At 69.5% G+C, this 23,681-nt stretch carries 20 protein-coding genes and 1 riboswitch; of the genes, 3 read left to right on the top strand and 17 right to left on the bottom strand.

Annotated elements, in window-relative coordinates; genetic code table 11:
* Nucleotides 1–437: 437 nt before the first annotated feature.
* Genes QOL82_RS19895 through QOL82_RS19875 form a run of 5 tightly spaced genes read right to left on the bottom strand, consistent with a single transcriptional unit; the run spans nucleotide 438 to nucleotide 5,485 of the window.
* Nucleotides 438–1,712 carry an amidohydrolase family protein gene (locus QOL82_RS19895; protein WP_283444049.1) on the bottom strand — a complete coding sequence of 425 codons (1,275 nt, stop codon included), beginning with the start codon at nucleotides 1,710–1,712 and terminating at the stop codon, nucleotides 438–440.
* Between the two features lie 27 nt (nucleotides 1,713–1,739).
* Nucleotides 1,740–2,372 carry a TetR/AcrR family transcriptional regulator gene (locus QOL82_RS19890; RefSeq protein ID WP_283444048.1) on the bottom strand — a complete coding sequence of 211 codons (633 nt, stop codon included), beginning with the start codon at nucleotides 2,370–2,372 and terminating at the stop codon, nucleotides 1,740–1,742.
* Nucleotides 2,373–2,379: 7 nt separating this feature from the next.
* Complete coding sequence (gene upp / locus QOL82_RS19885) at nucleotides 2,380–3,012, bottom strand: uracil phosphoribosyltransferase (RefSeq protein WP_283444047.1); 633 nt, start codon at nucleotides 3,010–3,012, stop codon at nucleotides 2,380–2,382.
* Between the two features lie 32 nt (nucleotides 3,013–3,044).
* Entirely contained in the window at nucleotides 3,045–4,244 is a 1,200-nt protein-coding gene (locus QOL82_RS19880; RefSeq protein WP_283444046.1) for a URC4/urg3 family protein, read from the bottom strand.
* The gene (locus QOL82_RS19875) at nucleotides 4,241–5,485 is read right to left on the bottom strand and encodes a GTP cyclohydrolase II (RefSeq protein ID WP_283444045.1); all 1,245 of its coding nucleotides are present in this window, start codon (nucleotides 5,483–5,485) and stop codon (nucleotides 4,241–4,243) included. The genes QOL82_RS19880 and QOL82_RS19875 overlap by 4 nt, the downstream gene beginning before the upstream one ends.
* A 269-nt stretch (nucleotides 5,486–5,754) precedes the next feature.
* Between QOL82_RS19875 and QOL82_RS19870 the strand changes: the two genes are divergently transcribed.
* Nucleotides 5,755–6,750 (top strand): GGDEF domain-containing protein, encoded by a 996-nt coding sequence (locus QOL82_RS19870; protein ID WP_283444044.1) that lies wholly within the window; start codon nucleotides 5,755–5,757, stop codon nucleotides 6,748–6,750.
* A 73-nt stretch (nucleotides 6,751–6,823) separates the two neighbouring features.
* Here the strand turns inward: QOL82_RS19870 and QOL82_RS19865 are convergent, their stop codons facing one another.
* The 7 genes from QOL82_RS19865 to QOL82_RS19835 form a co-directional block, all read right to left on the bottom strand.
* Nucleotides 6,824–7,711, bottom strand: a complete 888-nt coding sequence (locus QOL82_RS19865; protein WP_283444043.1) for a cobalamin-binding protein — start codon at nucleotides 7,709–7,711, stop codon at nucleotides 6,824–6,826.
* The gene (locus tag QOL82_RS19860; RefSeq protein WP_283444042.1) at nucleotides 7,708–8,478 is read right to left on the bottom strand and encodes an ABC transporter ATP-binding protein; all 771 of its coding nucleotides are present in this window, start codon (nucleotides 8,476–8,478) and stop codon (nucleotides 7,708–7,710) included. Before QOL82_RS19860 ends, QOL82_RS19865 begins: the two co-directional genes overlap by 4 nt.
* A gap of 1 nt (nucleotide 8,479) precedes the next feature.
* Nucleotides 8,480–9,508 carry a FecCD family ABC transporter permease gene (locus QOL82_RS19855; protein WP_283444041.1) on the bottom strand — a complete coding sequence of 343 codons (1,029 nt, stop codon included), beginning with the start codon at nucleotides 9,506–9,508 and terminating at the stop codon, nucleotides 8,480–8,482.
* A gap of 6 nt (nucleotides 9,509–9,514) precedes the next feature.
* Nucleotides 9,515–11,407, bottom strand: a complete 1,893-nt coding sequence (locus QOL82_RS19850; RefSeq protein ID WP_283444040.1) for a TonB-dependent receptor domain-containing protein — start codon at nucleotides 11,405–11,407, stop codon at nucleotides 9,515–9,517.
* A 74-nt stretch (nucleotides 11,408–11,481) separates the two neighbouring features.
* Nucleotides 11,482–11,710: riboswitch (cobalamin riboswitch) on the bottom strand.
* Between the two features lie 33 nt (nucleotides 11,711–11,743).
* The gene (locus tag QOL82_RS19845) at nucleotides 11,744–12,568 is read right to left on the bottom strand and encodes an IclR family transcriptional regulator (protein WP_283444039.1); all 825 of its coding nucleotides are present in this window, start codon (nucleotides 12,566–12,568) and stop codon (nucleotides 11,744–11,746) included.
* Between the two features lie 265 nt (nucleotides 12,569–12,833).
* On the bottom strand, nucleotides 12,834–14,384 hold the full coding sequence (locus tag QOL82_RS19840) for an acetolactate synthase large subunit (protein WP_283444038.1): 1,551 nt from the start codon (nucleotides 14,382–14,384) through the stop codon (nucleotides 12,834–12,836).
* Between the two features lie 112 nt (nucleotides 14,385–14,496).
* Nucleotides 14,497–15,534: an acyltransferase family protein gene (locus QOL82_RS19835; RefSeq protein WP_283444037.1), complete on the bottom strand. Its 1,038-nt coding sequence runs from the start codon at nucleotides 15,532–15,534 to the stop codon at nucleotides 14,497–14,499.
* 304 nt (nucleotides 15,535–15,838) lie between these two features.
* On the opposite strand from QOL82_RS19835, the gene QOL82_RS19830 reads away from it, so the two are divergent.
* A complete protein-coding gene (locus QOL82_RS19830) occupies nucleotides 15,839–16,996 on the top strand; it encodes a DUF3182 family protein (RefSeq protein ID WP_283444036.1) in 1,158 nt (385 codons plus the stop codon).
* A complete protein-coding gene (locus QOL82_RS19825; protein WP_283444035.1) occupies nucleotides 16,983–17,783 on the top strand; it encodes an alpha/beta hydrolase family protein in 801 nt (266 codons plus the stop codon). The genes QOL82_RS19830 and QOL82_RS19825 overlap by 14 nt, the downstream gene beginning before the upstream one ends.
* Nucleotides 17,784–17,843: 60 nt before the next feature.
* On the opposite strand, the gene eutC is transcribed toward QOL82_RS19825, so the two are convergent.
* From eutC to QOL82_RS19800, 5 genes are all read right to left on the bottom strand, one after another.
* Nucleotides 17,844–18,614 (bottom strand): ethanolamine ammonia-lyase subunit EutC, encoded by a 771-nt coding sequence (eutC, locus tag QOL82_RS19820; RefSeq protein ID WP_283444034.1) that lies wholly within the window; start codon nucleotides 18,612–18,614, stop codon nucleotides 17,844–17,846.
* Entirely contained in the window at nucleotides 18,611–20,005 is a 1,395-nt protein-coding gene (locus QOL82_RS19815) for an ethanolamine ammonia-lyase subunit EutB (RefSeq protein ID WP_283444033.1), read from the bottom strand. Before QOL82_RS19815 ends, eutC begins: the two co-directional genes overlap by 4 nt.
* 77 nt (nucleotides 20,006–20,082) lie before the next feature.
* Complete coding sequence (locus QOL82_RS19810; protein ID WP_283444032.1) at nucleotides 20,083–21,594, bottom strand: hypothetical protein; 1,512 nt, start codon at nucleotides 21,592–21,594, stop codon at nucleotides 20,083–20,085.
* Nucleotides 21,595–21,700: 106 nt separating this feature from the next.
* Nucleotides 21,701–22,150 carry a hypothetical protein gene (locus tag QOL82_RS19805; protein ID WP_283444031.1) on the bottom strand — a complete coding sequence of 150 codons (450 nt, stop codon included), beginning with the start codon at nucleotides 22,148–22,150 and terminating at the stop codon, nucleotides 21,701–21,703.
* A 95-nt stretch (nucleotides 22,151–22,245) separates the two neighbouring features.
* Nucleotides 22,246–23,547 carry a solute carrier family 23 protein gene (locus QOL82_RS19800; protein WP_283444030.1) on the bottom strand — a complete coding sequence of 434 codons (1,302 nt, stop codon included), beginning with the start codon at nucleotides 23,545–23,547 and terminating at the stop codon, nucleotides 22,246–22,248.
* Nucleotides 23,548–23,681: the final 134 nt, after the last annotated feature.

The following is a 23,681-nucleotide window of genomic DNA, read 5'->3' as shown; positions in this document are numbered from 1 at the left end:
GCTGGCCTGCCGGACGACCTAGCCGGGTTTCGGCCCGGCAGCCGACCTACTTCTCTTGCTTCGCCAAGAGAAGTAGGCAAGAGAAGGCGACCCCGGAGATGCCGCCCCGCTGCGCGGGGTGCCCACGCCGCTGGCACCGAAATCGGGAAGCGTCCGAAACTCGCTTCGCTCAGACAGCGGACGCTTCTTTATCCGATTTCGGCACCAGCGACGTGGCGTCATCAACGGGGATTCACTGCAACGGCAACGGCAGCTTCATAAGCAACAGCGACGGCCACGGCAACTGCAACTGCAACTGCAACTGTTGCTCCGCGGAAGGCCACCAGCAACGTCATGCTGCAGCCTGAGCCAGCCCCTCGTTACACTGCCGTGCAGTCGACCCAGCCCAAACGAGAACAAGGAAATAACCCAGAACGCCCGCGGCACCCCGCCCCCAACTATCCCAACTGAAAGCTCGTCCCCCCACCCCGTCCCGGCAAATCCAGCACCGCCACGGCCGGCGCCATCCGCGATATCACCTTTCCCGCCCGGATCACCGCCAGCCTCACCGCCCGCAGGCGGATCGCCTCCACCGGATCCCGCGCCTGCAGCAGCACCAGGTCCGCCCGGCACCCCGGCTCCACCCCATATCCCTCCAGCCCCAGAATGCCGGCCGGCGTCGACGTCACCGCCCGGAAGCACGCCCGTATCGCATCCTGCCCGGTCATCTGCGCCACGTGCAGCCCCATGTGCGCGACCTCCAGCATGTCGCCGCTGCCCAGCCCGTACCACGGGTCCATCACGCAGTCGTGGCCGAACGCCACCGGCACGCCCGCCGCCAGCAGCTCCGGCACCCGGGTCATGCCGCGCCGCTTCGGGTAGGTGTCATGCCGGCCCTGCAGCGTGATGTTGATCAGCGGGTTCGCAATCGCCGCCACGCCCGACTCGCGCATCAGCGGCAGCAGCTTGGACACGTAGTAGTTGTCCATCGAATGCATCGAGGTCAGGTGCGAACCGGTCACCCGGCCCTGCATGCCCAGCCGCTGCGCATGGAAGGCCAGGGTCTCGATGTGGCGCGACATCGGGTCGTCGGTCTCGTCGCAGTGCATGTCCACGCGCAGGCCGCGCGCGGCGGCGAGTTCGCACAGCATGCGCACCGACTCCGCGCCGTCGGCCATGGTGCGCTCGAAATGCGGGATGCCGCCGACCACGTCGACGCCCATGTCCAGCGCCCGCGTCAGGTTGGCCAGCGCATTCGGCGAGCGCAGCAGGCCGTCCTGCGGGAAGGCCACCAGCTGCAGGTCGAGATAGGGGCGGACCCGTTCGCGCACATGCAGCAGCGCCTCGACGGCGAGCAGGCGGTCGTCGCAGACATCGACATGGCTGCGGATGGCCAGCAGGCCCTTGGCGACCGCCCAGTCGCAATAGGCCATCGCACGCTCGACCAGCGCTTCCTGGGTCAGGTGGGGCTTGAGCTCGCCCCACAGCGCGATGCCTTCGAGCAGCGTGCCCGACAGGTTGACCCGCGGCAGGCCGAAGGACAGGGTCGAGTCCATGTGGAAGTGGGCGTCGACGAAGGGCGCGCTGACCAGCTGGCCGGCGGCGTCCAGCGTCTCGCCGGCCTCGGCCGCCAGGTGCGCTTCGAGCGCGACGATGCGGCCGTCCCGTATGCCGATGTCGAGGCCGCTGCGGCCGTCGGCCAGCGTGCAGTTGCGTATGACCAGGTCCAGCATCGTTGCTCCTTGTTGTGGATGGGCGTTTCAGGCCAGGCCGCAGCCGCGCAGCAGCAGGGTCTTGACATGCGCGGCGGCACGGCTGATGTCCGCGCTTTCCAGCGCCGGCAGGTCCAGCACCGCGCAGACCTGCGTCTCGAAGTCGGCATAGGTCTGGGTCGCGGCCCAGATGGTGAAGAACAGGTGGCGCGGGTCGACCGGGGCCATCCGGCCCTCGGCGATCCAGCGTTCGATCACGGCGGCCTTGCGCTCGACCAGCAGCCGAAGGTCGGTGCGGAGGATGTCGCCGATCTCGGCTGCGCCGTGCAGCACTTCGCAGGCGAACACGCGCGACGCGTCCGGGTGGCTCGCGGTCAGCGCCATCTTGGCGTCGATATAGCCGGCCAGCGCGGTGCGCGGGTCGTTGTCCTCGCGGATGCTGTCGGCCGGCGCCAGCCACAGCGCCAGGATATGGGTCAGCACCGCGCGGTAGATGTCGCGCTTGGTGCCGAAGTAGTAATGCAGGTTGGACTTCGGGATGCCGGCGCAGGCGGCGATGTCGGCCATCGTGGCGCCCGCATAGCCGGCGCGGGCGAACACCCGCTCGGCCGCGTGCAGGATGTCCGCTTCGTTGGCAAGGCGTATGCGGCCCTTGCCGCGCTGCTCCGCCGTCGCCTGCATCGCAGGACTAGCGGGTGCCGAACATGCGGTCGCCGGCGTCGCCCAGGCCCGGCACGATATAGCCGTGCTCGTTCAGGCGTTCGTCGACCGCGGCGGTGACGACCGGCACGTCCGGGTGCGCCTTGCGCAGCGCGGCCATGCCTTCGGGCGACGCCAGCAGGCAGACGTACTTGATGGTGGCCGCGCCGCTTTCCTTGAGCCGGTGCAGCGCGGCGATCGCGGAGTTGCCGGTGGCGAGCATCGGGTCGACCACGATCACGAGGCGCGCGCCGATATCGTCAGGCATCTTGAAGTAGTACTCGACCGGCTCCAGCGTTTCCGGGTCGCGGTACAGGCCGATATGGCCGATACGCGCCGCCGGCAGCACGTCGAGCATGCCGTCCAGCATGCCGTTGCCGGCGCGCAGGATGGACACCAGGCACAGCTTCTTGCCGCTGATGACCGGCGACTCGATGGTGGCCAGCGGCGTGCTGATGGTGGTCATCTCGGTCGGCAGGTCGCGCGTGACTTCGTACGCCAGCATCTGGCTGATCTCGCGCAGCAGCCGGCGGAAGTTGTCGGTGGTGGTGTTCTCGTTGCGCATGAAGGTCAGCTTGTGCTGGATCAGCGGGTGGGTGATGACGGTGTAGTCCGGGTTCATCGGGATGTCCTTGAAAGGTGTAAAACGCAGGATTAAAACACGGTGCCGTCGCTGTCGATGCTGACCGGCGGCGAGCCGCCGGCGCGGCGCTCCGCGGCGATGCGCCTTCCCGCGGCCCAGGTGCCGCCCTCGAGTATGCGCGCCAGCGGAAATGCCGCGGCGCTCACGCCCAGTTCGGCCCGCACGGCGTCGGCCATCCGGTCGAGCAGGGCCACGGTCAGCGCGCGCCATTCGACGACCGCCGGCTCGTCAACCGTCAGCAGCCGCTGGCAAAAGGACGCGTCGCGGGGCGTGATTATGCCAAAGTCCAGCAGCAGTCCGCCATTGCGATATTCCGGCAGGCCGGTCAGCGCGTCCAGCCCGGTCACCGTCAGCCCTGCTTCCTCCAGCGGCTCCAGCAGCGAATAGGTCAGCCACTGGGTCAGCTTGTGGAACGGCACGAGGCCGTCGCCGGTACCCGGATGGCGCCAGCAGTCGCCCAGGCCCACGCCGTCGAGTTCGATGCGGCCCGGCCACACCGGCCCCAGCGCGTGCAGCAGCACCTGCAGCACCGTGTCCGCGGCGATGCGGCCGTTGTCGGCGCGCGCGGCGAGGCTGTCGTACAGGTTGCCGACCCGGGCCGGCGACCCGAACACCTCCGGCGCGGCGGCCACGGCGCCACCCAGGCGCTGCAGCAGCGCGGCGCGGCCCTCGAGGCCCACCAGCGGGTTGTCCGGCCCGGCCTGGAACGCGTCGGCCAGCGTGGCCGCCGTGAACCGCGACAGCGCCGCGGCGTCGGCCCGCAAGGGTCGGGCCGTGTCGTCCGACAGCGCGCCGCCGGCAAACAGCGCAAGGCTGGCCACGCCCAGTCCCTCCGAGCGCGACAGCACCGTTCCGTCCGCTTCCCGGTAGCGCCAGTCCGGCCCGGCGCCGGCGTCCAGCAGCACGCTCGGTATCACCAGGTCGATGCGGGCGCGCGCCCGTTCCGCGCCGTCCAGCCCGTGCGCATCGGCCAGCATGCGCCAGCGGTCCGTGCCGCCGGTCTCGAAATGCCGCCAGCGGCTGTGGTACGGCACCTGCAGGTCCGGGTAGCGCAGGCGGATGGTCTCGGCGACATAGGCCGCGGCGGCCGGCAGCTGTTCGGGATGGAAGCGGAAATGGGGCGCCGCGTCCCGCTCGGCCAGCGCCATGATCTGCGCGCAGTGGCTGCGCACCGACCTGGCGCTCAGCAGCGCGTCGGTCCTTGCGCTCATTCGGCCAGCCCCCTGCCCTTGGGCAGCGCAAGCTCGATCGCGCTGACCGGCGCGATCGCGGAGAAGTAGCCGGCCGCGACCTTGGCGTCCATCTCGACCCGGGCGTCGGCCGGGATCAGCTCGTCCGGAATCGGCACCCGCTCCACCACCTCGATGCCCTGCTCGACCAGCGCGCCGTGCTTCATGTTGCTCATCGACGCCCAGCGGTCGATGCGCTTGACGCCCAGCCAGTGGAACACGTCCGGCATCAGCTCCTGGAAGCGCATGTCCTGCACGCCGGCCACGCATTCGGTGCGGGCAAAATAGGTTTCCGCGCGGTCGCCGCCGACCTGGCGCTTGCGGGCGTTGTAGACCAGGAACTTGGTGACCTCGCCCAGCGCGCGGCCTTCCTTGCGGTTGTAGATCACGAGGCCGACGCCGCCCTGCTGCGCCATCTCGATGCAGACCTCGATGCCATGCGCCAGGTACGGCCGGCAGGTGCAGATGTCGGAGCCGAACACGTCGGAGCCGTTGCATTCGTCATGCACGCGGCAGGCCACCTTCGTCTCCGGCTTGCCGAGCTCGGACATCTCGCCGAAACAGTAGAGCGTCATGCCGCCGATGGGCGGCAGGAACACCTTCAGGTCGGAGCGCGTGACCAGTTCCGGGAACATGCCGCCGGTCTGCTCGAACAGGTTGCGCCGCAGCGCGCTTTCCTTGATGCCGAAGCGCTCGGCCAGGCCGGGCAGGTACCAGACCGGGTCGATCGCGGCCTTGGTGACGCGGGCGTCGCCATTCTCGAACAGGATGCGGCCGTCCGGCTTCAGGCGTCCGGCCTGTATGGCGGCGCGCAGTTCGGGCATGTTGATGTGCGCCTTGGTGATGGCGATGGTCGGGCGGATATCCACGCCGGCCGCGATCTCGGCGGCGAAGGCGCTGGCTACCATGTGGCCGTAGGGATCGAGCGAGACGATGCTGGCCGGATCCGACCATTGGGGATGCGGGCCGACCGATTCGGCCGGGGTGGTGTCGGTGAAATCCGGACGGTGGTCGCGGTCGAGGTTGCCCGACGCCACTGCCAGCGCGCGATAGATCGCATATGCGCCGGAGTGGGTGCCGATCGCGTTGCGGTGCACGGGCGAGGTCAGGCTGGCGATGATGGGACCGCGCTCCTGCGGCGTGGCGGCGCCCCAGTGGATGGGATGCGCTGCCTTTTCGCCGCGGCCTTGCGAATGCGACGTCAGAACGATATGGGCGGACATGATGGCGACTCCTGGAAAGGACAATGCTTTCGAATTTTCCTGACTATGCGGTCAAGTTTATTCTTCTTAGCAGCTTCCGTGCCTGTTTAAAACCCGATAAATCGGCCGATGATTGACCCATCTCAGGATGCATGCACGCATCGACGCACCCGTAGCGGGAAGCGATGCGGTATGGTGAACCATGCCGGTGCGGATCTGCGCTCAGACGCGGACAGGCAGACTTTCCAAGGAGACGCAATGACCGTTACACGCTGCATCAAGCCGCCTGCATGCAGGGCCGCCTGTTGAACCCCCGGCTCGACAGCCTCCGCCCCTTCCTGTCGCTGCAAGAGTCGCTCCCGGCGCTGCTGGCATGCCTGCGCACGGTCGTGCCGATGCGGCTATGGATGGTGGGCCGGCTCGCAGGCAATGCCTGGACCGTGGTGCAGGCCGACGACCTGCAGGACCGGGTCAAGCCCGGCGACAGTTTCCCGTGGCCCGACACCCTGTGCGTGCGGGTGCTCGAACATTACGGCAGCTGTTTTGCCGCGGACGCCGCGGCCAATCCGATACTGGCCAGCGCGCCGGTGCGGGCCTCGATCAGGGTGGGCGCTTACATCGGCTATCCGATGCTGTCGTGGCGCGGCGAACTGCTGGGCACGATCTGCGCGATCGACCCGTATCCGCAGCCGGCTTTCACGACGCAGCAGCGGCAGATCGTCGAGACCGTCTCGCGCACCATCAGCACGCTGGTCGCGCATTCGTTCAAGCTCGACGAGACCCGCCGCGCCGCCGAGCACGGCGTCAAGGCGCCGGTCAACATCGACCACCTGACAGGGCTGCCCAACCTGGCTGCCTGGCAAGCCCTGCTCGACCAGGAGGAAGCGGCGACCCTGCCCGAGGATGACGACGCGCTGGTGGTGCTGGTCGACATTGCCGCGCCCGAAGGCATCGTCGCCGAGGCCGGTTCGATCGACTGGGACAAGCGGCTGGTCGCGCTTGCCCACCTGCTCAAGAGCCATGTGCGCGGGCGCGATGTCGTCGCGCGCACCGGGCTGAACCGCTTCAGCCTGCTGCTGCGCGGCGTCAGCGCCGAACAGGGCCGCGCCGCCATCGACAAGCTGCGCCAGGCGCTGCAGCAGAGCGGCGCGAATGCCGCGGTCGGCCATGCCACGCGGATGGCCAGCGGCACGCTGGCCGGGGCGGCGCGGATTGCCGACATCCGCATGTTCAACGAGCGGCTGGCGACGAAGGGGGAAACCTGCGGCGACCGCGGCGCGGCCTGATGCGTTTCATGCGCGGGCCGCGCCGCGAGCAAGCCTGCTGCGGTGGATGCGCGGCCCGGCGCGCCGCCCTGCCCTACGGCCGCTTCCGCCGCGCCTGCTCGAGCAGGCCGCATAGCGCTTCGGTGCCGTCCACCATGCGCGGGCCGGCGCGGGTCATCAGGTCCGAGGGCACCGTGTACAGGTTGCCGCGCTGGGTCGCGAGCAGCGCCGGAGCGCGTTTCCAGATCGCCAGCCCCGGCGCATCCTCGCCTGCCTGGCCGCCGCGCACGACGACCTCGGGATTCTTCTGCAACACCGCCTCGACGCTGACCGCCGGCGCCAGCGCCGCCAGGTCGGCGAACACGTTGACGCCGCCGCATAGCCGTATCGCGTCGCTGACGATCTGGCGGCCGTTGAGCGTGTACAGCGGCTGGTCCCAGACCTGGTAGAAGACGGTGACCGGCGCCTTGCCGCGGTAACGCGCCACCAGCGCCGCCAGCCGCGCCCGCAATGCGGCCGCCGCCGGTGCCGCGCTGGCTTCGGCGCCGGTCAGCCGGCCCAGCCGCTCGACGTCATCCGGTATGTCGCCCAGGGTTTTCGGCTCGCTCCGGTAGATGGGCACGCCCAGCCGCCGCAGCGGCGCCAGCTGGCGCTCGCCATTGCCGCCCTGCCAGACCACCAGCAGGTCCGGGCGCAGCGCGAGCAGGCGCTCGGCGTCGACCTGGCTGCTGCTGCCGATGCGCGGGATCGCATTCGCCGCGGGCGGATAGTCGCTGTAGTCCGAGGCGCCGACGATGCGGCCGCCGGCGCCGGCCGCAAACACCAGCTCGGTCGCATGCGGCGCCAGCGTGACCACGCGCTGCGCGGGCTGCGCCAGCGTGACGGTCGCGCCGCTGCCGTCCTTCACGCTGATCGCGGCGCCGGCGGCGCCTGCCGCACCCGACAGCAGCAGCAACGACAACGCGATACGGCAATGTTTCATGGCCCGGCTACTCCTTCCCGCGGCAGATAGATGCGCCGCCCTTCATGCCGCAGCACGGCGATCGGATGGCCCAGGCATTCTTCCAGCAGGCCAGGCTGCATCATCGCCTCGACCGTGCCGGCGCGCCAGCGGCCCTCGCCCGACAGCAGCAGCGCATGGCTGGCGACGCCGTCGACCATGTTCAGGTCGTGCGCGACCATCAGCACCGTGCGGCCTTCGCCGCACAGGCCGGCGATGCGCTGCATCAGCGCGACCTGGTGCGCCAGGTCCAGCGCCCCGGACGGCTCGTCGAGCAGCAGCAGCGGCGTCTGCTGCGCCAGCACCGCGGCGATGGCAACCCGCTGCCGCTCGCCGCCGGACAGCGTGCGCACGTCGCGCCCGGCCAGGTGCGCCGCGTCCATCTCGGCCAGCGCCTGCAGCGCAAGGCCGCGGTCGGCGTCGCTGTCCCAGTAGCCGTCCTGGTAAGGATGGCGCGCGGCCAGCACGGTGTCCAGCACCCGGTAGCCGAAGGCGTCGCTCCTGCCCTGCGGCAGGTAGGCGCGGCGTCGCGCCAGGTCCGCCAGGGGCCAGTCCGGCAGCGCGCGTCCGTCGATCAGCGCCTGCCCCGCGGCCGGCTTGCGCAGCCCGGCCAGCGCCTGCAGCAGCGTGCTTTTCCCGGCGCCGTTGCGGCCGATGACGACCCAGCATTCGCCGGGCCCGGCGTCGAAGTCCAGCCCGTCGACCAGGATGCGCCGGTCGGCCTGCAGCGTCAGTCCGCGCGCCTGCATGTCAGCGCCGCCCCAGCCGGTGCAGCTGCAGCAGGAAGGCCGGCACGCCGATCAGCGCGGTGACCACGCCGACCGGCAGCTGCTGCGGCGCAGCCAGCGTGCGCGCCAGCGTGTCGGCCACCACCAGGAAGGCGCCGCCGGCCAGCGCCGACGCCGGCAGCAGCAGCCGGTGGTCCGGCCCGAGCGCGAAGCGGCACGCATGCGGCACCACCAGCCCGACGAAGCCGATGCTGCCGCCGCTGCTGACGGCGCAGGCGGTCAGCAGCGCCGCGCAAAAGAACAGGCCGCGCCGCAGCGCGCCGACCGGCACGCCCAGCGCTTCGGCGCCGGCCGCATGCAGCGCCAGCACATTGATGTCGCGCGCCCGGCGCAGCGCATAGGCCAGCCCGCCGGCAAGCGCCAGCCACGGCAGCCAGCGCTGCTCGCTGCCGGACAGGTCGCCTATCATCCAGAACACCATGCCGCGCAGCCTTTCCTCGGGCGCCAGCGACAGCATCAGCGTGACCAGCGCGCCGCAACCGGCGCCGACGATCACGCCGGTCAGCAGCAGCAGCGGCGCGCTGGCGTCGATGCCGCCGCGCAGGTCGCGGTGCGCCAGCGCGTACAGCAGCAGCGCCACCGCCAGCGCGCCGCCGAACGCGGCCGCGTCGATCATCCACAGCGCATTGAAAAACAGCATCGCCGCCAGCGCGCCGACCGAGGCGCCGCCGGAGATGCCCAGCACATAAGGGTCTGCCAGCGGATTGCGCAGCAGCGCCTGCATCAGCACGCCGGCCAGCGCCAGCAGCGCGCCGGCGGCGAAGCCCGACAGCGCGCGCGACAGCCGCAGTTCGAGCAGCGTCGCCGCCATGCTGGCCCGTTCGCCGCGCAGCAACGCGGCCGCGCCGTCGGCCAGCTCGCCGGCGCCCAGCCGCACCGAGCCGGCCATGCAGGCAAATACGATGCACGACAGCGCCAGCAGCGCCAGCGCGCCGAGCAGCCACGCGTGTTTCTGCGTGGCTGCCGGAAGCGTGGGCTGCGTGCGCGTCATGACATGCTAGCGGAAGCCGTAGCGCACGCCGACGAAGACATTCGAGCCGGCCGTCGCATAGCCGTTCGCCAGCCGGTAGTCCTTGTCCAGCACGTTGTTCCAGCGCGCATAGGCCGACCAGTCGCGGTTGATCGCATAGTTGGCATAGAGGTTCAGCAGCGCATAGCCGCCCAGCGTCGCGGTGTTGGCGCTGTCGTCGAAACGCTTGCCTGAGAACTGGGTTTCCACGCCGGCCATCAGCGGGCCGGCCCGGTAATCCAGCGCCACCAGGCCGTGGCGGCGGGCGCGACGCGCCAGCAGCTTGTCGGTGGTCTCGTCGCGCGGGTTCTGGAAGTCGAGCGAGCCGCGCAGCGTGAACTGGCCGATCCGGGTCGACGCGCCGAGGGTGACGCCGGTCAGCAGCGCCTCGTTGACGTTGTATGCGCAGCCGAAGCTGTACGCGGCCGGCGACACCGGGCAGGGAAACGCATAGACCAGCAGGTCGGTGACGCGGTTGCGGTAGGCCACCGCGCTGAACTGGTCGCTGCCCTTTTCGTAATAGACGCCGGCTTCGACATTCCTGCCCGACTCCGGCCGGTTGGTCGGCACGCCGTAGCCCGGGTAGTACAGCTCGTTATACGACGGCGCCCGGAAGCTGGTGCCGACGCTGCCGTTGACGCGCAGCGCATCGGTGAGACGGTAGCCGTAGGCCAGGCTGCCGGTGGTCTTGGAGCCGTATTGCGTGCTGTCGTCATTGCGCACGCTGGCGCTGGCCAGGTGCGCGCCGCGCTTGAGCTGGTAGACGGCGGCCAGCGAGTTGGTCGCGCGGCTGCCGCCGACGCCCTGGTCGCTGGTGTCGACATGCTCGACCCGCCGCTCCAGCAGCAGCTGCAGCAGGTCGGTGCCCAGCGCGATATCGTTCTGCCAGGTGATCGTGTCCTGCCTGGTGTTGCCGACCGCGTCGCCGAAGTCCGACGGCGTGCGCGACCTGTCGACGCCGCGCGACAGCTGCAGCAGGCTGGTCCAGTTCGGCAGCAGCCGGTTGCGGCTGTAGACCGAGTACGCGCCGACGTCGGTGATGGTGCGGTCGTTGTAGCCGGTGTCGCCGTTGTCGTACTGAGCGTCGAGATGGCTCTGCAGGAAGCGCAGGCCGATTTCATGGCCCGGCGCCAGGTCCATCGACAGCTGGCCGCTGGCGCTTTCGCGGGTATAGCCGTCGGGGTCGGGGTTGTAGGAAAACGCATTGTCCGGCGTCGTCGCGGAAAATCCCCTCGCCTTCTCGCGTCCCAGGTTGAATGCGTAATGCACGCTGTGCTCGCCGCCGGTGGCGCCCGACAGGCCGCCTTCGATGGTTCGGGCGCCATAGCTGCCGGCGCCGATGTCGGCATTGAAACGCGGCGGCCCCTCGCCCTTCTTCGTGAAGATCTGGACCACGCCGCCGATCGCGTCGGCGCCGTAGAGCGTGGACCGGGGGCCGTAGACGATCTCGATATGGTCGACCTGCGACAGCGGCAGCGCCGACCAGGTGGCGCCGCCGACGCTGGACGAGCCCACGCGCACGCCGTCGATCAGCACCACGTTCTGCGCATTGGACGCGCCGCGCAGGAACAGCGACGCATTGGTGCCGGGACCGCCGTTGCGCGAGATCTCGATGCTGCGCTTCTGCTGCAGCAGGTCGTCCAGGTTCTTGTGGCCGGAGGCGGCGATCTCCTCGGACGTGATGACGATGTTGTCGGCCAGGACGTCGCGCGCCTGCTGCGGCGTGCGGCTCGACGTCACCTGCACCGGGCTGAGCGTGGCTTCGGTGCGGGGCTGCTGTGCCAGGGTGGACAGCGGGAATGCGGCGGCAAGGGCGCCGATGCCGGCGGCAAGCAGCGGCGAACGGTGCGATGCCGTGCGCGGATTACGGGTTGTGGTCATTGAATGTGGTCGTGGGCAGACAACCGGCCTGCTTCCCCGCGGGCCGGATTGAACGGAAGCCAGGCGCAGTGCGCCTGCTTCCACCTATCCTGGCCGGTATCCGGGCTGGCAAGACCGACCTTCCCACCTTCCCATGCGAAATGCACAGTGGTTTTGGAAGAAGGCTGCCGCATGAATGCGGCGCTTGCTTTACCGTTGCGGGGGCAGCACGCCTTGACCTGCAAAGACTGCCTGCAGGCCTGGCGTTTCCCGTTTAACTGCGGCCATGGACATGACCGCGGGCACCAGAACGGCGCAATTGTACGGGGATGGCATGGTCCGGCGCAATGCCGCGCTTCAACGCACCGCGCTCATCTCGAGCCGCTGCGCGAGTTCCAGCAGGCGGGGCCGCACCTCGCCGAGCAGGAATTCGACCGACAGGCTGGACGACGGCCCGCCGCAGTTGATGGCCATTGCCGAGTTGCCGCTGACGGGCCGGAAGCCCACCGCGATGCCGTTGACATTCTTTTGCCAGTCGCCGAACGAGGTGGCGCAGCCGTAGTCGCGGTCGTCGGCCAGCGCGCGTTCCAGGCCGGTGACGACATTCGCGTAAGCCTGGTCGTCGAGCTCGCCGGCGCGGCTCAGGATCTCGGCCCGTTCCTGCTCCGACGCCCGCGCCATGTAGGCGCGGCCGATGGCCGAGGTGGCCAGCGGTATGCGCGAGCCGACCTGCAGCGTCAGCGCCAGCGCGGCGGTGCTGTGGGACACCTCGACATAGATCATCGACAGCTTGTCCCGCACCGCGATGGCGACGGTGGCGCCGGAGAACTCGGCCAGCTCGTGCATCAACGGGCGCGCCAGCTGCCGCACGTCCATCCGGGCCAGCGTCGCGCTGCCCAGCGCCAGCGTCGCATTGCCCAGCGCGTAGCGGCCGCCGTCGGGCAGCTGCACCAGGTAGCCCAGCCTGGTCAGCGTGTAGGTGATGCGGGTCACGGTGGACTTGGGCAGGCCGCAGCGCTCGGCGATCTGCTGGTTCGACAGCGAGCGGTCGGCCGAGCGGAAGCAGGCGAGCACGTCGAGGCCGCGGGCCAGCGCGGTGATGTAATAGCGTTCCTCGCCGCTGCGGACGTGATCGTCGGCCAGCTCGCTGTCTTCGCCTGGGGAAATGCCGGAAGTACTCATGGTGGATGGGGCTGCGCCGTCCTGAAGGCGACGGCTGCTGGCACTGCTGATAATCGGTGACCGAAGGTAGCATATCCGCGCCAATTCCGGAATACCGTTTCGCCAAGCAGAATTGACCTCGCTCAGTGTGCCATGAAGAGCGACGACGGAAACACCCGCCCGCGCGGGAAAACGCCAGGCGCAGTCCAACCACCCGGGCGGGTCATGCGTCAGTGCGCACTCCCGCCCGGCCGTCGGCCGCAGCGGCCAGGCAAAGCCGGTCGCGTCAGAGCACCGCTTCGATCAGGAATGGTCCCGGCCGCGCGAGCGCCGCCTTCAGCGCGTCGCAGAATGCCTCGGCGGTCTCCGCCCTCACCGCCTCGACCCCCAGGCCTTCGGCCATCTTGACCCAGTCCAGCGCCGGCTGGTCGAGGTTGAGCATCCGGTTGGCATTGACGCCCGGCACGCCGGCGCCGACCTGCTCGAGCTCGCCCTGCAGAATCGCGTAGGCGCGGTTCGCGTAAATAATGGTGACCACGTCGAGCTTCTCGCGCGCCTGCGTCCACAGCGCCTGCACCGTGTACATGCCGCTGCCGTCGGCTTCCAGGCAGATCACCTTGCGCCCCGGACTGGCGACGGCGGCGCCGGTCGCCAGAGGCAGGCCGAGCCCGATGGCGCCGCCGGTCAGCTGCAGGAAGTCATGCGGCGGCGTCGTGCGGGTGTGCTGGAAGAGGCTGCGGCCGGAAGTCACTGACTCGTCGCAGATGATGGCCTGTTCCGGCATCAGCGCGGCCAGCGCGGTGGCGACGGCCACCGGCGTCAGCGCCCCGGCCGGCAGCGGCGGACGCGCCAGCGACGGCAGCGCGATGGCCGTGTCGGCCGGCACCTTCAGCTCGCTGGCCAGCCAGTCGAGCGCATGTTCGAGGTCGTCGCCGGGCGCGGCCAGCTCCAGCACCGTGCAGTCGGGCGGCGCGATGCGGCTGGGCTTGTCCGGGTAGGCGAAGAACGCCACCGGCTCCACCGCGCCGATCAGGATCAGGCATTCGATGTCCTGCAGCGCCGCCAGCGCCTGGTCGACCGCATACGGCACGCGGTCGATCTCGAGGCGGCCGGCGCCGCGCTGCAGCCTGGCATTCGACTGCTGGGCCAGCAGCCGCACGCCCGCCGCCTGCGCAATGCGCCCGGCCACCTGCAGGTTGCGTTCGCGCAGCGCGAGGCCCGACAGCATCAGCATCGTGCGCTTGCCGCTGCGTATTGCCTGCACCGCGTCGCGCATCCGGTCCGCGCCGACCTGGCGCCGCGGCGCCAGCGGGCGCGGCGGCTGCAGCGGCGCCTCGGTCGGGTTCCAGGCGGCGTCGGCTGGCAGCACCATGGTGGCGATGCGTCCCGGCGCCGTGCGCGCCTGCGCGACGGCTTCCGCCGCATACGCCGACACATGGTCGGCGTCCGGCACCGTCCGGACCCAGTGCGACATCGGCCGCGCGAGCATCTCGATATCGGTCGTCAGCGGCGCGTCGTATTGCAGGTGGTAGGTCGCATGGTCGCCGACGACATTGACGATGGGCGAGTTGGCGCGGCGCGCATTATGCAGGTTGGCCAGGCCATTGGCGAGGCCGGGGCCGAGGTGCAGCAGCGTCGCCGCCGGCTTGTCCGCCATCCGCGCATAGCCGTCGGCCGCGCCGGTCACCACGCCTTCGGACAGGCCGAGGATGCAGCGCATCTGCGGCTTGCGGTCGAGCGCCGCCACGAAATGCATTTCAGACGTGCCTGGATTGGCAAAGCAGGTATCGACACCCGAAGCAAGCAGGGTGTCGCAAAGAACATCAGCGCCATTCATACGTAAATCCTATGCAGCCGGGCCGGCACATCGGGCCGGCAAAAGGGAAAGATCGAAGCACGGTTCATTCCAGTATTTTATTTTCAGTGTCGCCATGGGCAAGGCGTGCCGGCTAGGCCAGCGCTCGCCGCATGACCCTTCGGCACAGGGGAAGCTGGCGTTCCGTCAGCGTCCCCAGCGCCAGCAGCATCGCCGCCAGCACCGCCGCCATCTGCAGCGGCGAGTGCAGGCCGAGGCCATTCCACAGCAGCACCGCAAGCGGCATATGGTACAGGTAGATCGAAAAGCTGTACGAGGCCGCGAAACGCACCGGCCGCTCGATGCGCAACAGCGGCTTCAGGCGCTCGCCCAGCGCAACCGCGCCGAGGAAATTCCCGGCCACCGCGATCCCCAGCAGGTAGTCGCCGATGAACAGCGCGGACTCGTTGAGCTGCTGCGCCGCTTCCGGCCAGTGCACGAGCATGCGGTTGCGCAGCAGCACGCCGACATCGAACCAGAACAGCAGCAGGCCGGCCAGCATGCAGCCGTAGAAGAACAGCACGGCCAGGCCGGACGGCAGCCGCCCGCGCAAATGCCAGGTCGCAACGCCCAGCAGCCAGACCGGGGCCAGCAGCAGGATTTTCGGGCCGGCGCAGAGCATGGCCAGCAGCACCGCCGGCCAGCGCCAGCGGCGCGGCGCGAACAGCCATGCGCCGTACATCACGTAGTACCAGACTTCGTAGCACAGCGACCAGTACGGCGGGTTGTACGGCGGCGCCAGCGACAGGTTCCAGGACTGCGCAATGAACAGCAGCGACGCTGCGATGCGGCCCCAGAAGGCCGCCGGGCTCAGGTCCATCGGGCCGCTGCTGTGGATGGGCGTGACGCCCGCAAACGGTGCAACCGCCACCGACAGCATCAGCGCCGGCAGCGCCACCGACAGGATGCGCGCGGCCCGGTGCTGCAGGTAGGTGCGCAGGTCGACGCCGGGCTGGTGGGCCGCGTGCGCGATCATGTAGCCCGACAGCACGAAGAAAACAATGACGGCGGCATGGCCCGGCCAGGGCAGCGGGAATCCGGGCATCCACTGCGGCCACAGGTGGAACAGCAGCACCGCAATGGCAGCAAGGAATCGCACGAGGTCGAGGTAGAGCGACAGGCTGGCAGGCATGAGCGGTCGATCGGAACAGTCGGCGCCCCATGCGCCGCCGACATCATAGCGTAAAGGCAATGGTTGCCGGAATGGGCAGGCGATGCGCGCCGGGCGGCGCTGTCTTGCTGTCTGAGGCCATGCCACGCGCCATGTCACCCGTCAAGTCGGGCGCCTACGGCCGGCAGGGTCCGGCGCTTTCCGGGCCGCCTTTCCCCCGCCGGCGCCGGCAGTCTTTCACGCGGGCTTGTTTGAAACGATATGCGCGCGGCATGCCTTTGCTAGAATTTTTTTCCGTGGACACCCATGCCTGCAAGGAGCGGCGATGAATTCTGATCATCCTGAAACGTGGCAGGCAGCGGCCTCGACCGTGCCGGAACCGGCGCGCATCGTGGTGCTCCACTCGCGCCAGCCCACCGACAACCCGGACGGCCATGAACGCGGCTCGCAGAACCGTGTCGCCGAGAAGGTCGCCGCGCTGCTCGGCTTTCATTACGGCGGCGAATACGACGCCGGCGCCAGGTACGACCTGCCCCTCTACTTCGTGCCGCGCGAGACCATTGCCGGCATTGCGCAGGCCGAGCGGCTCGGCATCCGCGGCGAGCATGACCTGTTCGGCGGCGTGGTGCCGCATCCGTATGTCGCCAGCAAGGTCATCACGCACCCGCTGCTGCAACCGGGATGCGCCGCGCCCGACGGCTGGGCGCCGGCGTTCGGCGAACAGGTGAGGGATGTCGCGCTGCCCGGCTTTTCGGCATTCGGCATCGACGATGCGCGCGCCGCCGGGCTGCGGCTGCTGGCCGGCGGCGCGGTCCGCATCAAGCTCGCCAGCGGCATCGGCGGCACCGGCCAGACCGTTGCCGGGAATGCCCGTGCGCTCGACGAACAGCTGGCGGCGCTGGACGACACGCAGCTGCGTGCAGGCGGCGTGGTGCTGGAGCGCAACCTGAACGAGGTCGTCACGCACAGCGTCGGGCAGGTGCGCATCGGCCGCCACCTCGCCTCCTACTGCGGCATCCAGAACCTGACGCGCAACAACGCCGGCGAGGAAGTCTACGGCGGCTCCGAGCTGCTGGTCGCCCGCGGCGACTTCGAGGCGCTGTTGGCGCTGCCGCATGCGGACGAGGTGCATATCGCGGTCGCCCAGGCCTGCACCTATCACCGCGCGGCGCTCGCCAGCTTTCCGGGCCTGCTGGCCTCGCGCTGCAACTACGACGTGGCGCAGGGCGTCGACGACAGCGGAACGTGGCGCTCGGGCGTGCTGGAGCAGTCGTGGCGCATCGGCGGCGCGACCGGCGCGGAACTGGCCGCGCTGGCCGCATTCCAGGCCGATCCGTCGCTTGCGGTCGTGCGCGCCGCCACCACCGAACTCTATGGCGGCGCCAGCCCGCCGCCGGATGCCGATGTCTACTTCAACGGCGTCGACCGCTATGTCGGCCCCATCACGAAATACACGAGGACCATGCCCTATGCCGACGCGTGAAGAGGAAGTGACCATCCATGCCGAGGGCCGCGACATCGCCGGCACCCTGGTCAGCCCGTCCACGCTGATACCCGGCGTGCTGTTCGTGCACGGCTGGGGCGGCGGCCAGGACCAGTACATCGCCCGCGCCCGCGAGATCGCCGCCCTCGGATGCGTCTGCCTCACCTTCGACCTGTCTGGCCATGCGGACACGCTGCCGATGCAGGAAACCGTATCGCGCGAGAACAACCTGGCCGACGTGCTGGCCGCCTATGACGCTCTGGTACGCCAGCGCGGCGTCGACCCGTCGTCGATCGCGGTGGTGGGCAGCAGTTACGGCGGCTACCTGGCGGCCATCCTCACCACGCGCCGGCCGGTGCGCTGGCTGGCGCTGCGGGTGCCGGCGCTGTACATGGACAGCGGCTGGGAACTGCCCAAGGTGCAGCTGCACCAGGACCAGGATCTCGGCGCCTACCGCAGGCGCTTCGTGCCGGCGGCGGACAACCGGGCGCTGCGCGCCTGCAAGGCCTACCGCGGCGACGTGCTGCTGATCGAGTCCGAGCGCGACGACATCGTGCCGCACGCAGTCATCAACAGCTACAAGGAAGCGCTGATACGCCCGCGCTCGATGACCTACCGGATGATCAGCAATGCCGACCATGGCCTGAGCGACCCGGCCAGCCAGCGCGCGTACACGGCGCTGCTGGTGAGCTGGATGACCGAGATGGTCCAGGGCGCGCGCGCCAGCAACGCGACCCAGGCGCAGACGCCCGGCAGCCTGCCGGAAGCGCCGCCCCGGCCGGGCTGATATCCATGTGTAGGATGCATGCGCCGGCCCTGCAGGCCGCGCATGTCGCCATGTCCGCCGTCAGCCTGCCCCGATCTCCTTCAATCCCTGGCTCTCGTCCTTCAGCGCCACGCCGCTCAGCCGGCGCTGCAGCGATTGCCGCAGCAGGTAGTGCAGCTTGTGCGCGGCGGCCGCATAGCCGAGGCCCTCTGGCCGCACGTTCGATATGCAGTTGCGCTCGCTGTCCATGCGGCCGCGCTGCGGGTTCCAGGTCAGGTAGATGCCCAGGCTGTCGGGCGAGCTGAGGCCGGGCCGCTCGCCCAGCATCACGATGGCGACCCTGGCGCCCAGCGCTGCGCCGATGTCGTCGCCCAGCGCCACCCTGCCCTGCCGCGCAATCACCACCGGCGCCGGCCAGCCGCCCATCGCATCGCGCAGCAGCGTCGCCACCGGCAGCGCATGCCGCGATGCCGCCTGGGCCGAGAGGCCGTCGGCGATCACCAGCGCAATGTCGGCGCGCGGCGCCTGCTCGAGCAGCATGCGGCTGTCCGGATGCAGGCTGCGGCCGAGGTCGGGCCGCAGCAGATAGCATTCGCGGTCCGGCGCCATGCTCGCGACCTGCAGCGTGCCGAATCCCTGCGCCTGCAATGCCGCCGCCAGCGCATCGACATCGAGCGCGCTGTGCACGGCGTCGCGGGCCTGCGCATGCGCGAGGCCGAAGCGCAGCAGCTCGGCCGTCGGCATGCTCGCGCCCACCCGCCCCAGGCCAATGCGGGCAGCGGTATGCCGGCGCAGCGCCTGCCATAGGTCGTGGGCAGCGGGAGGAACCGGGCCAGTGGGACGGTCGGTCACGGTCCGGCTCCCGGTCCCAGCAGCGCATGCAGGCTGCCGAAGCCGCCTGCCGTTTCGATCAGCTCGCCGCCCGCGCCGGCGATGCCCATCCGCAGCAGCCATGCGTCGAACTCCGGCGCGCGCTTCAGGCCGAGCAGCCGCCGCAGGTAGAGCGCATCGTGGAACGAGGTGCTCTGGTAGTTGAGCATGATGTCGTCCGCGCCGGGCACGCCCATGATGAAGCTGACGCCGGCCGCGCCCAGCATGGTCAGCAGCACGTCCATGTCGTCGGAGTCGGCTTCGGCATGGTTGGTGTAGCAGATGTCGCAGCCCATGGGCACGCCCATCAGCTTGCCGCAGAAATGGTCTTCGAGGCCGGCGCGGATAATCTGCTTGCCGTTGTACAGGTACTCGGGGCCGATGAAGCCGACCACCGTATTGGTCAAAAGCGGCTTGAGCGAACGCGCGACCGCATAGGCGCGGGCCTCGCAGGTCTGCTGGTCCATGCCGTGGTGCGCGCCGGCCGACAGCACGCTGCCCTGCCCGGTCTCCAGGTACATCACGTTGTCGCCGACGGTGCCGCGCCCCAGCGACAGCGCCGCGTCGCGCGCCTCGCGCAGCAGCGACAGCGTGACGCCGAAGCCGGCATTGGCGCGCTCGGTGCCGGCGACCGACTGGAACACCAGGTCCAGCGGCGCGCCCTGCTCGATCGCGCTGATCTGGTTGGTCACATGCGTGAGCACGCAGCTCTGCATCGGAATGTCGAATCGGCTGCGCACATCGTCCAGCATGCGCCACAGCGGCAGCAGCGATTGCGGCGCGTCGCTGGCCGGGTTGATGCCCACCACCGCGTCCCCGGCGCCGTACAGCAGGCCGTCGAGCATGCTGGCGGCGATGCCCTGCAGGTCGTCGGTCGGATGGTTGGGCTGCAGCCGCACCGCCATGTGTCCGGGCAGGCCGATGGTGTTGCGAAAGCGGGTGACCACGCTGCATTTGCGGGCGGCCAGCACCAGGTCCTGGTTGCGCATCAGCTTGCTGACCGCCGCCGCCATCTCCGGCGTGATACCCGGCGCCACGGCGGACAGCTGCGGCGCGCCGGTGGCGTCGTCCAGCAGCCATTCGCGCAGGCCGCCGACCGTCAGGTGGGAAATCGCCGCAAAGGCCGGCGCATCGTGGCTGTCGATGATGAGCCGGGTGACTTCATCGTCCTCGTAGGGCACCGGCGTCTCGTTGAGGAAGGCTGTCAGCGGCAGGTCGGCCAGCGCGATGCGCGCGGCCATGCGCTCGACATCGCTCTGCGCGGCGACGCCGGCCAGGCTGTCGCCCGAGCGCGCCGGGCTGGCCTTTGCCAGCAGCGTCCTGAGGTCGTCGAAGACATGGGTGACGGAAGCGACGGTGCTGCGGTATGCCATGCAAAGCTCCGGCCTGGCGGCGCCGGATGCGCCGCGTCAGAAGGTAGAGCGATGGCGGCGCAAATCGTTCCTTGCCGTCAGGCGCGCAGCATCCATGCAAAAGCCGCCAGCGCCGCGCAGATCACCACCGCATTGGTCAGCGCGAAGCGCCAGTTGCGCCCGAAGCTGATTTCGCCGGGGCCGATGCCGGCATAGCGGCTCGCCGTCAGCGAGATCACCGAGAACGGCGTCATGTTGGCCGACAGGCCCCATCCGGCCAGGATGGCCGCCATGTGCGTGATTGGCGGCAGTCCCAGCACCGGCGGCGGCAGGCTGGACGCCAGGAACACCGCCGACAGCACCGGGTGCACGCCGGCCAGCGAGGTGCCGATGATGGCGGCCACCAGGAAGGACAGGCCCAGGAACTGGTGCCCGCTGAGCGCCGCGCCGATCGCGGCTATCCACGGCGTCGGGATCGCATCGGCCAGCACGCTGCCGGCGCAGCCGGCCGCCATGAACAGCAGCGCCTCGCTTGCCAGCGCGCCGAAGTTTTCCATCGCGCGGCCAAGGCCGGCCACGCCATCGGCGACGCGGTGGCCGGCGCGGCCGGTGGCGGCATTGAACAGCAGCGACACGAAGGGCGCGAGCAGCACGATGGCGGCCGAGATCACGATGTGCAGCAGCCAGCTCGCCGTCATGATCAGCGCCAGCAGCGTCAGCAACGAGATCATCAGCGGCAGCGAGCTGCGCAGCAGCGTCGACATCGGCGTGAGGATCGCGGGGGGCGATTGCGGCGCCGGCAGGCGCGACAGCGCCGCCAGGTTCATCAGCGCGCCGACGACGATGGTCACCTGCCCCAGCGCGAGGCCGACCGGGAAGACTTCCAGCCAGGACAGTGTCGGGTACAGCGCAAGCAGGATGGCCATGTTGCCGAACACCGGGCTCCAGCAGCTGGCCGCCGCGAAGCCCCGTCCGACCGCCACCACGGTCTCGGTCCGGCCCTCGCTTTTGCCCTCGGTGGACGGCGCGGCCATGATGTACATCAGGTTGGCGCCAGCCAGCCCGAGTATCCCGGAAAAGAACTGGCTGGCCAGCGCGAACGACAGGTAGCGGCGCGAACCCTGCCGCTCGCGCAGCCCGGCGCCGATGAAACCGATGCGGTGGCTCTGCATCGCGCAGCGGGCAATCAGCATCACGCTCGACGTGACCGAGATCAGCAGCGCGGCGATGAAGATGCCGCGCTCCAGCGCCGCGACCGGCGCGCGCGCGAACGGCAATGCCAGCGCGGCGATGATGAACAGGATGAAGGAGGTGTTGCGCAGCCGGCTGTTGATCAGCGAGAAGCCCGAGGCGATCAGCGCCAGCGCCGCCGCGGCCGCCACGACGAACAGCCAGGACGGCGCGCCGAATGCGCGCGCCAGCGTGACGGCGATCAGCGTGACGACAGCCGCCATGCCCACCGTGCGGCCGCGCCGCGGCGCAGCGGGAGGCGCAGGCGGCGGATTGGGAACGGGAGCGGGGACAGCGGGTGCAACGGGAATGGGAGCGACAGCGGGGGGAATATCGTGGGTCTGGTCGACCCCGTCGGGGACGGCAGGATGTGGCGGCATGATGCGGCAGGAACCGGGAAAGCCAGAAGCATACTGCAAAGCGCCGCCGGGAACACGGCGCACCGCGCGGCGTCAGCCCTTCAGGGGCAGGAAAACCGGGCCGGCCTCAGGGAGAAACCGGGTCGTCGGGGTCGGGGTCGGCCGGCTTCTGGTGGTCGACGTCCTTGCGCTCGATCTCGCGCGGGCGCGGCGCTTGCTGCTGCTGGCCGGGGTTGTCTTCCTCCACGCCCTGGCCGCCCTGCCCCTGCTGCTCCTGCTCGGCGGCGAAACGCGCCTTGCGGCGGCGGTCGCCCAGTATGTTGCGCAGGCCGACGATGCTGATGTCGGTCAGCTCATGCATCCGGATGAGCAGCGCGGCGTCGACTTCGCGCCGCAATTCGCGCAGGTCGCTGATGACGGACTCGTCCACATCCAGCGCATCGCACAGGGCGGCGTCGTCGGGAAGGTGCAATTTGTCCAGTATCGAATCGAGCAGGTGATTCGAGTCGTAACTGCCGAGCTCGGGCGCTTCAGCGCTGTCTCCGTAGCCCCGCCCGCCTGGCCAGTATTGAGCCATTTTTTTTCTCCTTCAAGCTTGGGACTCCCTAACTTGGGACAGGCGGGCAAAACACAAGCTGCAGCGCAGCATGACTTCCGGAAACAGCGGGCCTCTTACCTGCGTCCTGCCGCGCGCGACGACAGGATCGCGTGCAGGATGATCGCGCCGAAGGTCGCGGTGCCGATGCCGCCGAGCGCGAACTGGCCGAGCTTGAGCGTGAAGTCGCCGGCGCCCAGCACCAGCGTCACCGCGGCGACGATGAGGTTGCGGTTGTCCGAGAAATCGACACGGTTCTCGACCCAGATGCGCGCGCCGGAAACCGCGATCAGGCCGAACACCACGATGGACACGCCGCCCAGCACCGCGCCCGGTATGGTCTGGATCACCGCGCCGAACTTCGGCGAGAAGCCGAGCACGATGGCGATCAGCGCGGCGACGACGAACACCAGCGTCGAGTAGATGCGTGTCACCGCCATCACGCCGATGTTTTCCGCATAGGTGGTCAGGCCGGTGCCGCCCAGGCTGCCCGAGAGCATGGTGGCAACGCCGTCGCCGAGGAAGGCGCGGCCCATGTAGCGGTCGAGGTTCTTGCCGGTCATGGCGCTGACGGCCTTGATGTGGCCGAGGTTCTCGGCCACCAGGATGATGGCCACCGGCGCAAGCAGCGCCATCGCGTCGGCCTTGAACACCGGCGCGACGAACTTCGGCATGCCGAACCAGGCCGCATTGGCGACGATCGCAAAGTCGATCGGCTTGCCGAGCCCGGCGCCATTGGTCAGCAGCGCATAGACCACGTAGGCCAGCAGCAGGCCGATCAGGATCAGCAGCCTTTGCACCATGCCGCGGCTGAAGACCGCGACGGCGCCGACGCACAGCACGGTCACGAGCGCCATCCAGGCGTCGAAGTTATTGCCGGTCACGCCCTTGACCGCGATCGGCGCCAGGTTAAGGCCGATCACCGCGACCACCGCGCCGGTCACCACCGGCGGCATCAGCTTCTCGATCCAGCCGGTGCCGATGGCGCTGACCAGCAGGCCGATCAATGCATACAGCGCGCCGCAGGCGATGATGCCGCCGAGCGCCACGCCGAGATTGGTGTTGGGCCCCTGCCCGCTGTAGCCCGAGACCAGGATCACCAGCCCGATGAAGGCGAAGCTCGACCCGAGGTAGCTGGGCACGCGGCCGCCGACGAAGACGAAGAACAGCAGGGTGCCGATGCCCGACATGAAGATCGCCAGGTTGGGATCGAAACCCATCAGCAGCGGCGCCAGCACGGTGGCGCCGAACATCGCGACCACGTGCTGCAGGCCCATCGCGATCGTCTGCGGCCACGGCAGGCGCTCATCCGTGCTGATCACCTGGCCCTGGGCGGCGTCGCTCCCTTGCCGCACACGCCATTGCGGGAAATATCCCATTCTTGTTCTCCGGAGATGCAGCCAGGTCTGGCAAGCCAAGCCGGGCGGCGGGTTGAGGTTGTGTTCTACGGCGGCAAGTTTATTGACTGGCGGCAGAAACCACAATGACCCGGAGGACTGTTTTGCGGGAAGAT

Origin of the sequence: Noviherbaspirillum suwonense (assembly GCF_900182955.1) — a bacterium.
GTDB lineage: Bacteria > Pseudomonadota > Gammaproteobacteria > Burkholderiales > Burkholderiaceae_D > Noviherbaspirillum_A > Noviherbaspirillum_A suwonense.
This window is presented reverse-complemented; position numbering and strand designations above follow the sequence as displayed.

Coding starts and splice junctions, on each gene's coding strand:
- QOL82_RS19895 (WP_283444049.1), bottom strand. CDS start 1,712: ATGCTGGACCTGGTCATACGCAACTGCACGCTGGCCGACGGCCGCAGC.
- QOL82_RS19890 (WP_283444048.1), bottom strand. CDS start 2,372: ATGCAGGCGACGGCGGAGCAGCGCGGCAAGGGCCGCATACGCCTTGCC.
- upp (WP_283444047.1), bottom strand. CDS start 3,012: ATGAACCCGGACTACACCGTCATCACCCACCCGCTGATCCAGCACAAG.
- QOL82_RS19880 (WP_283444046.1), bottom strand. CDS start 4,244: ATGAGCGCAAGGACCGACGCGCTGCTGAGCGCCAGGTCGGTGCGCAGC.
- QOL82_RS19875 (WP_283444045.1), bottom strand. CDS start 5,485: ATGTCCGCCCATATCGTTCTGACGTCGCATTCGCAAGGCCGCGGCGAA.
- QOL82_RS19870 (WP_283444044.1), top strand. CDS start 5,755: ATGCAGGGCCGCCTGTTGAACCCCCGGCTCGACAGCCTCCGCCCCTTC.
- QOL82_RS19865 (WP_283444043.1), bottom strand. CDS start 7,711: ATGAAACATTGCCGTATCGCGTTGTCGTTGCTGCTGCTGTCGGGTGCG.
- QOL82_RS19860 (WP_283444042.1), bottom strand. CDS start 8,478: ATGCAGGCGCGCGGACTGACGCTGCAGGCCGACCGGCGCATCCTGGTC.
- QOL82_RS19855 (WP_283444041.1), bottom strand. CDS start 9,508: ATGACGCGCACGCAGCCCACGCTTCCGGCAGCCACGCAGAAACACGCG.
- QOL82_RS19850 (WP_283444040.1), bottom strand. CDS start 11,407: ATGACCACAACCCGTAATCCGCGCACGGCATCGCACCGTTCGCCGCTG.
- QOL82_RS19845 (WP_283444039.1), bottom strand. CDS start 12,568: ATGAGTACTTCCGGCATTTCCCCAGGCGAAGACAGCGAGCTGGCCGAC.
- QOL82_RS19840 (WP_283444038.1), bottom strand. CDS start 14,384: ATGAATGGCGCTGATGTTCTTTGCGACACCCTGCTTGCTTCGGGTGTC.
- QOL82_RS19835 (WP_283444037.1), bottom strand. CDS start 15,534: ATGCCTGCCAGCCTGTCGCTCTACCTCGACCTCGTGCGATTCCTTGCT.
- QOL82_RS19830 (WP_283444036.1), top strand. CDS start 15,839: ATGAATTCTGATCATCCTGAAACGTGGCAGGCAGCGGCCTCGACCGTG.
- QOL82_RS19825 (WP_283444035.1), top strand. CDS start 16,983: ATGCCGACGCGTGAAGAGGAAGTGACCATCCATGCCGAGGGCCGCGAC.
- QOL82_RS19815 (WP_283444033.1), bottom strand. CDS start 20,005: ATGGCATACCGCAGCACCGTCGCTTCCGTCACCCATGTCTTCGACGAC.
- QOL82_RS19810 (WP_283444032.1), bottom strand. CDS start 21,594: ATGCCGCCACATCCTGCCGTCCCCGACGGGGTCGACCAGACCCACGAT.
- QOL82_RS19805 (WP_283444031.1), bottom strand. CDS start 22,150: ATGGCTCAATACTGGCCAGGCGGGCGGGGCTACGGAGACAGCGCTGAA.
- QOL82_RS19800 (WP_283444030.1), bottom strand. CDS start 23,547: ATGGGATATTTCCCGCAATGGCGTGTGCGGCAAGGGAGCGACGCCGCC.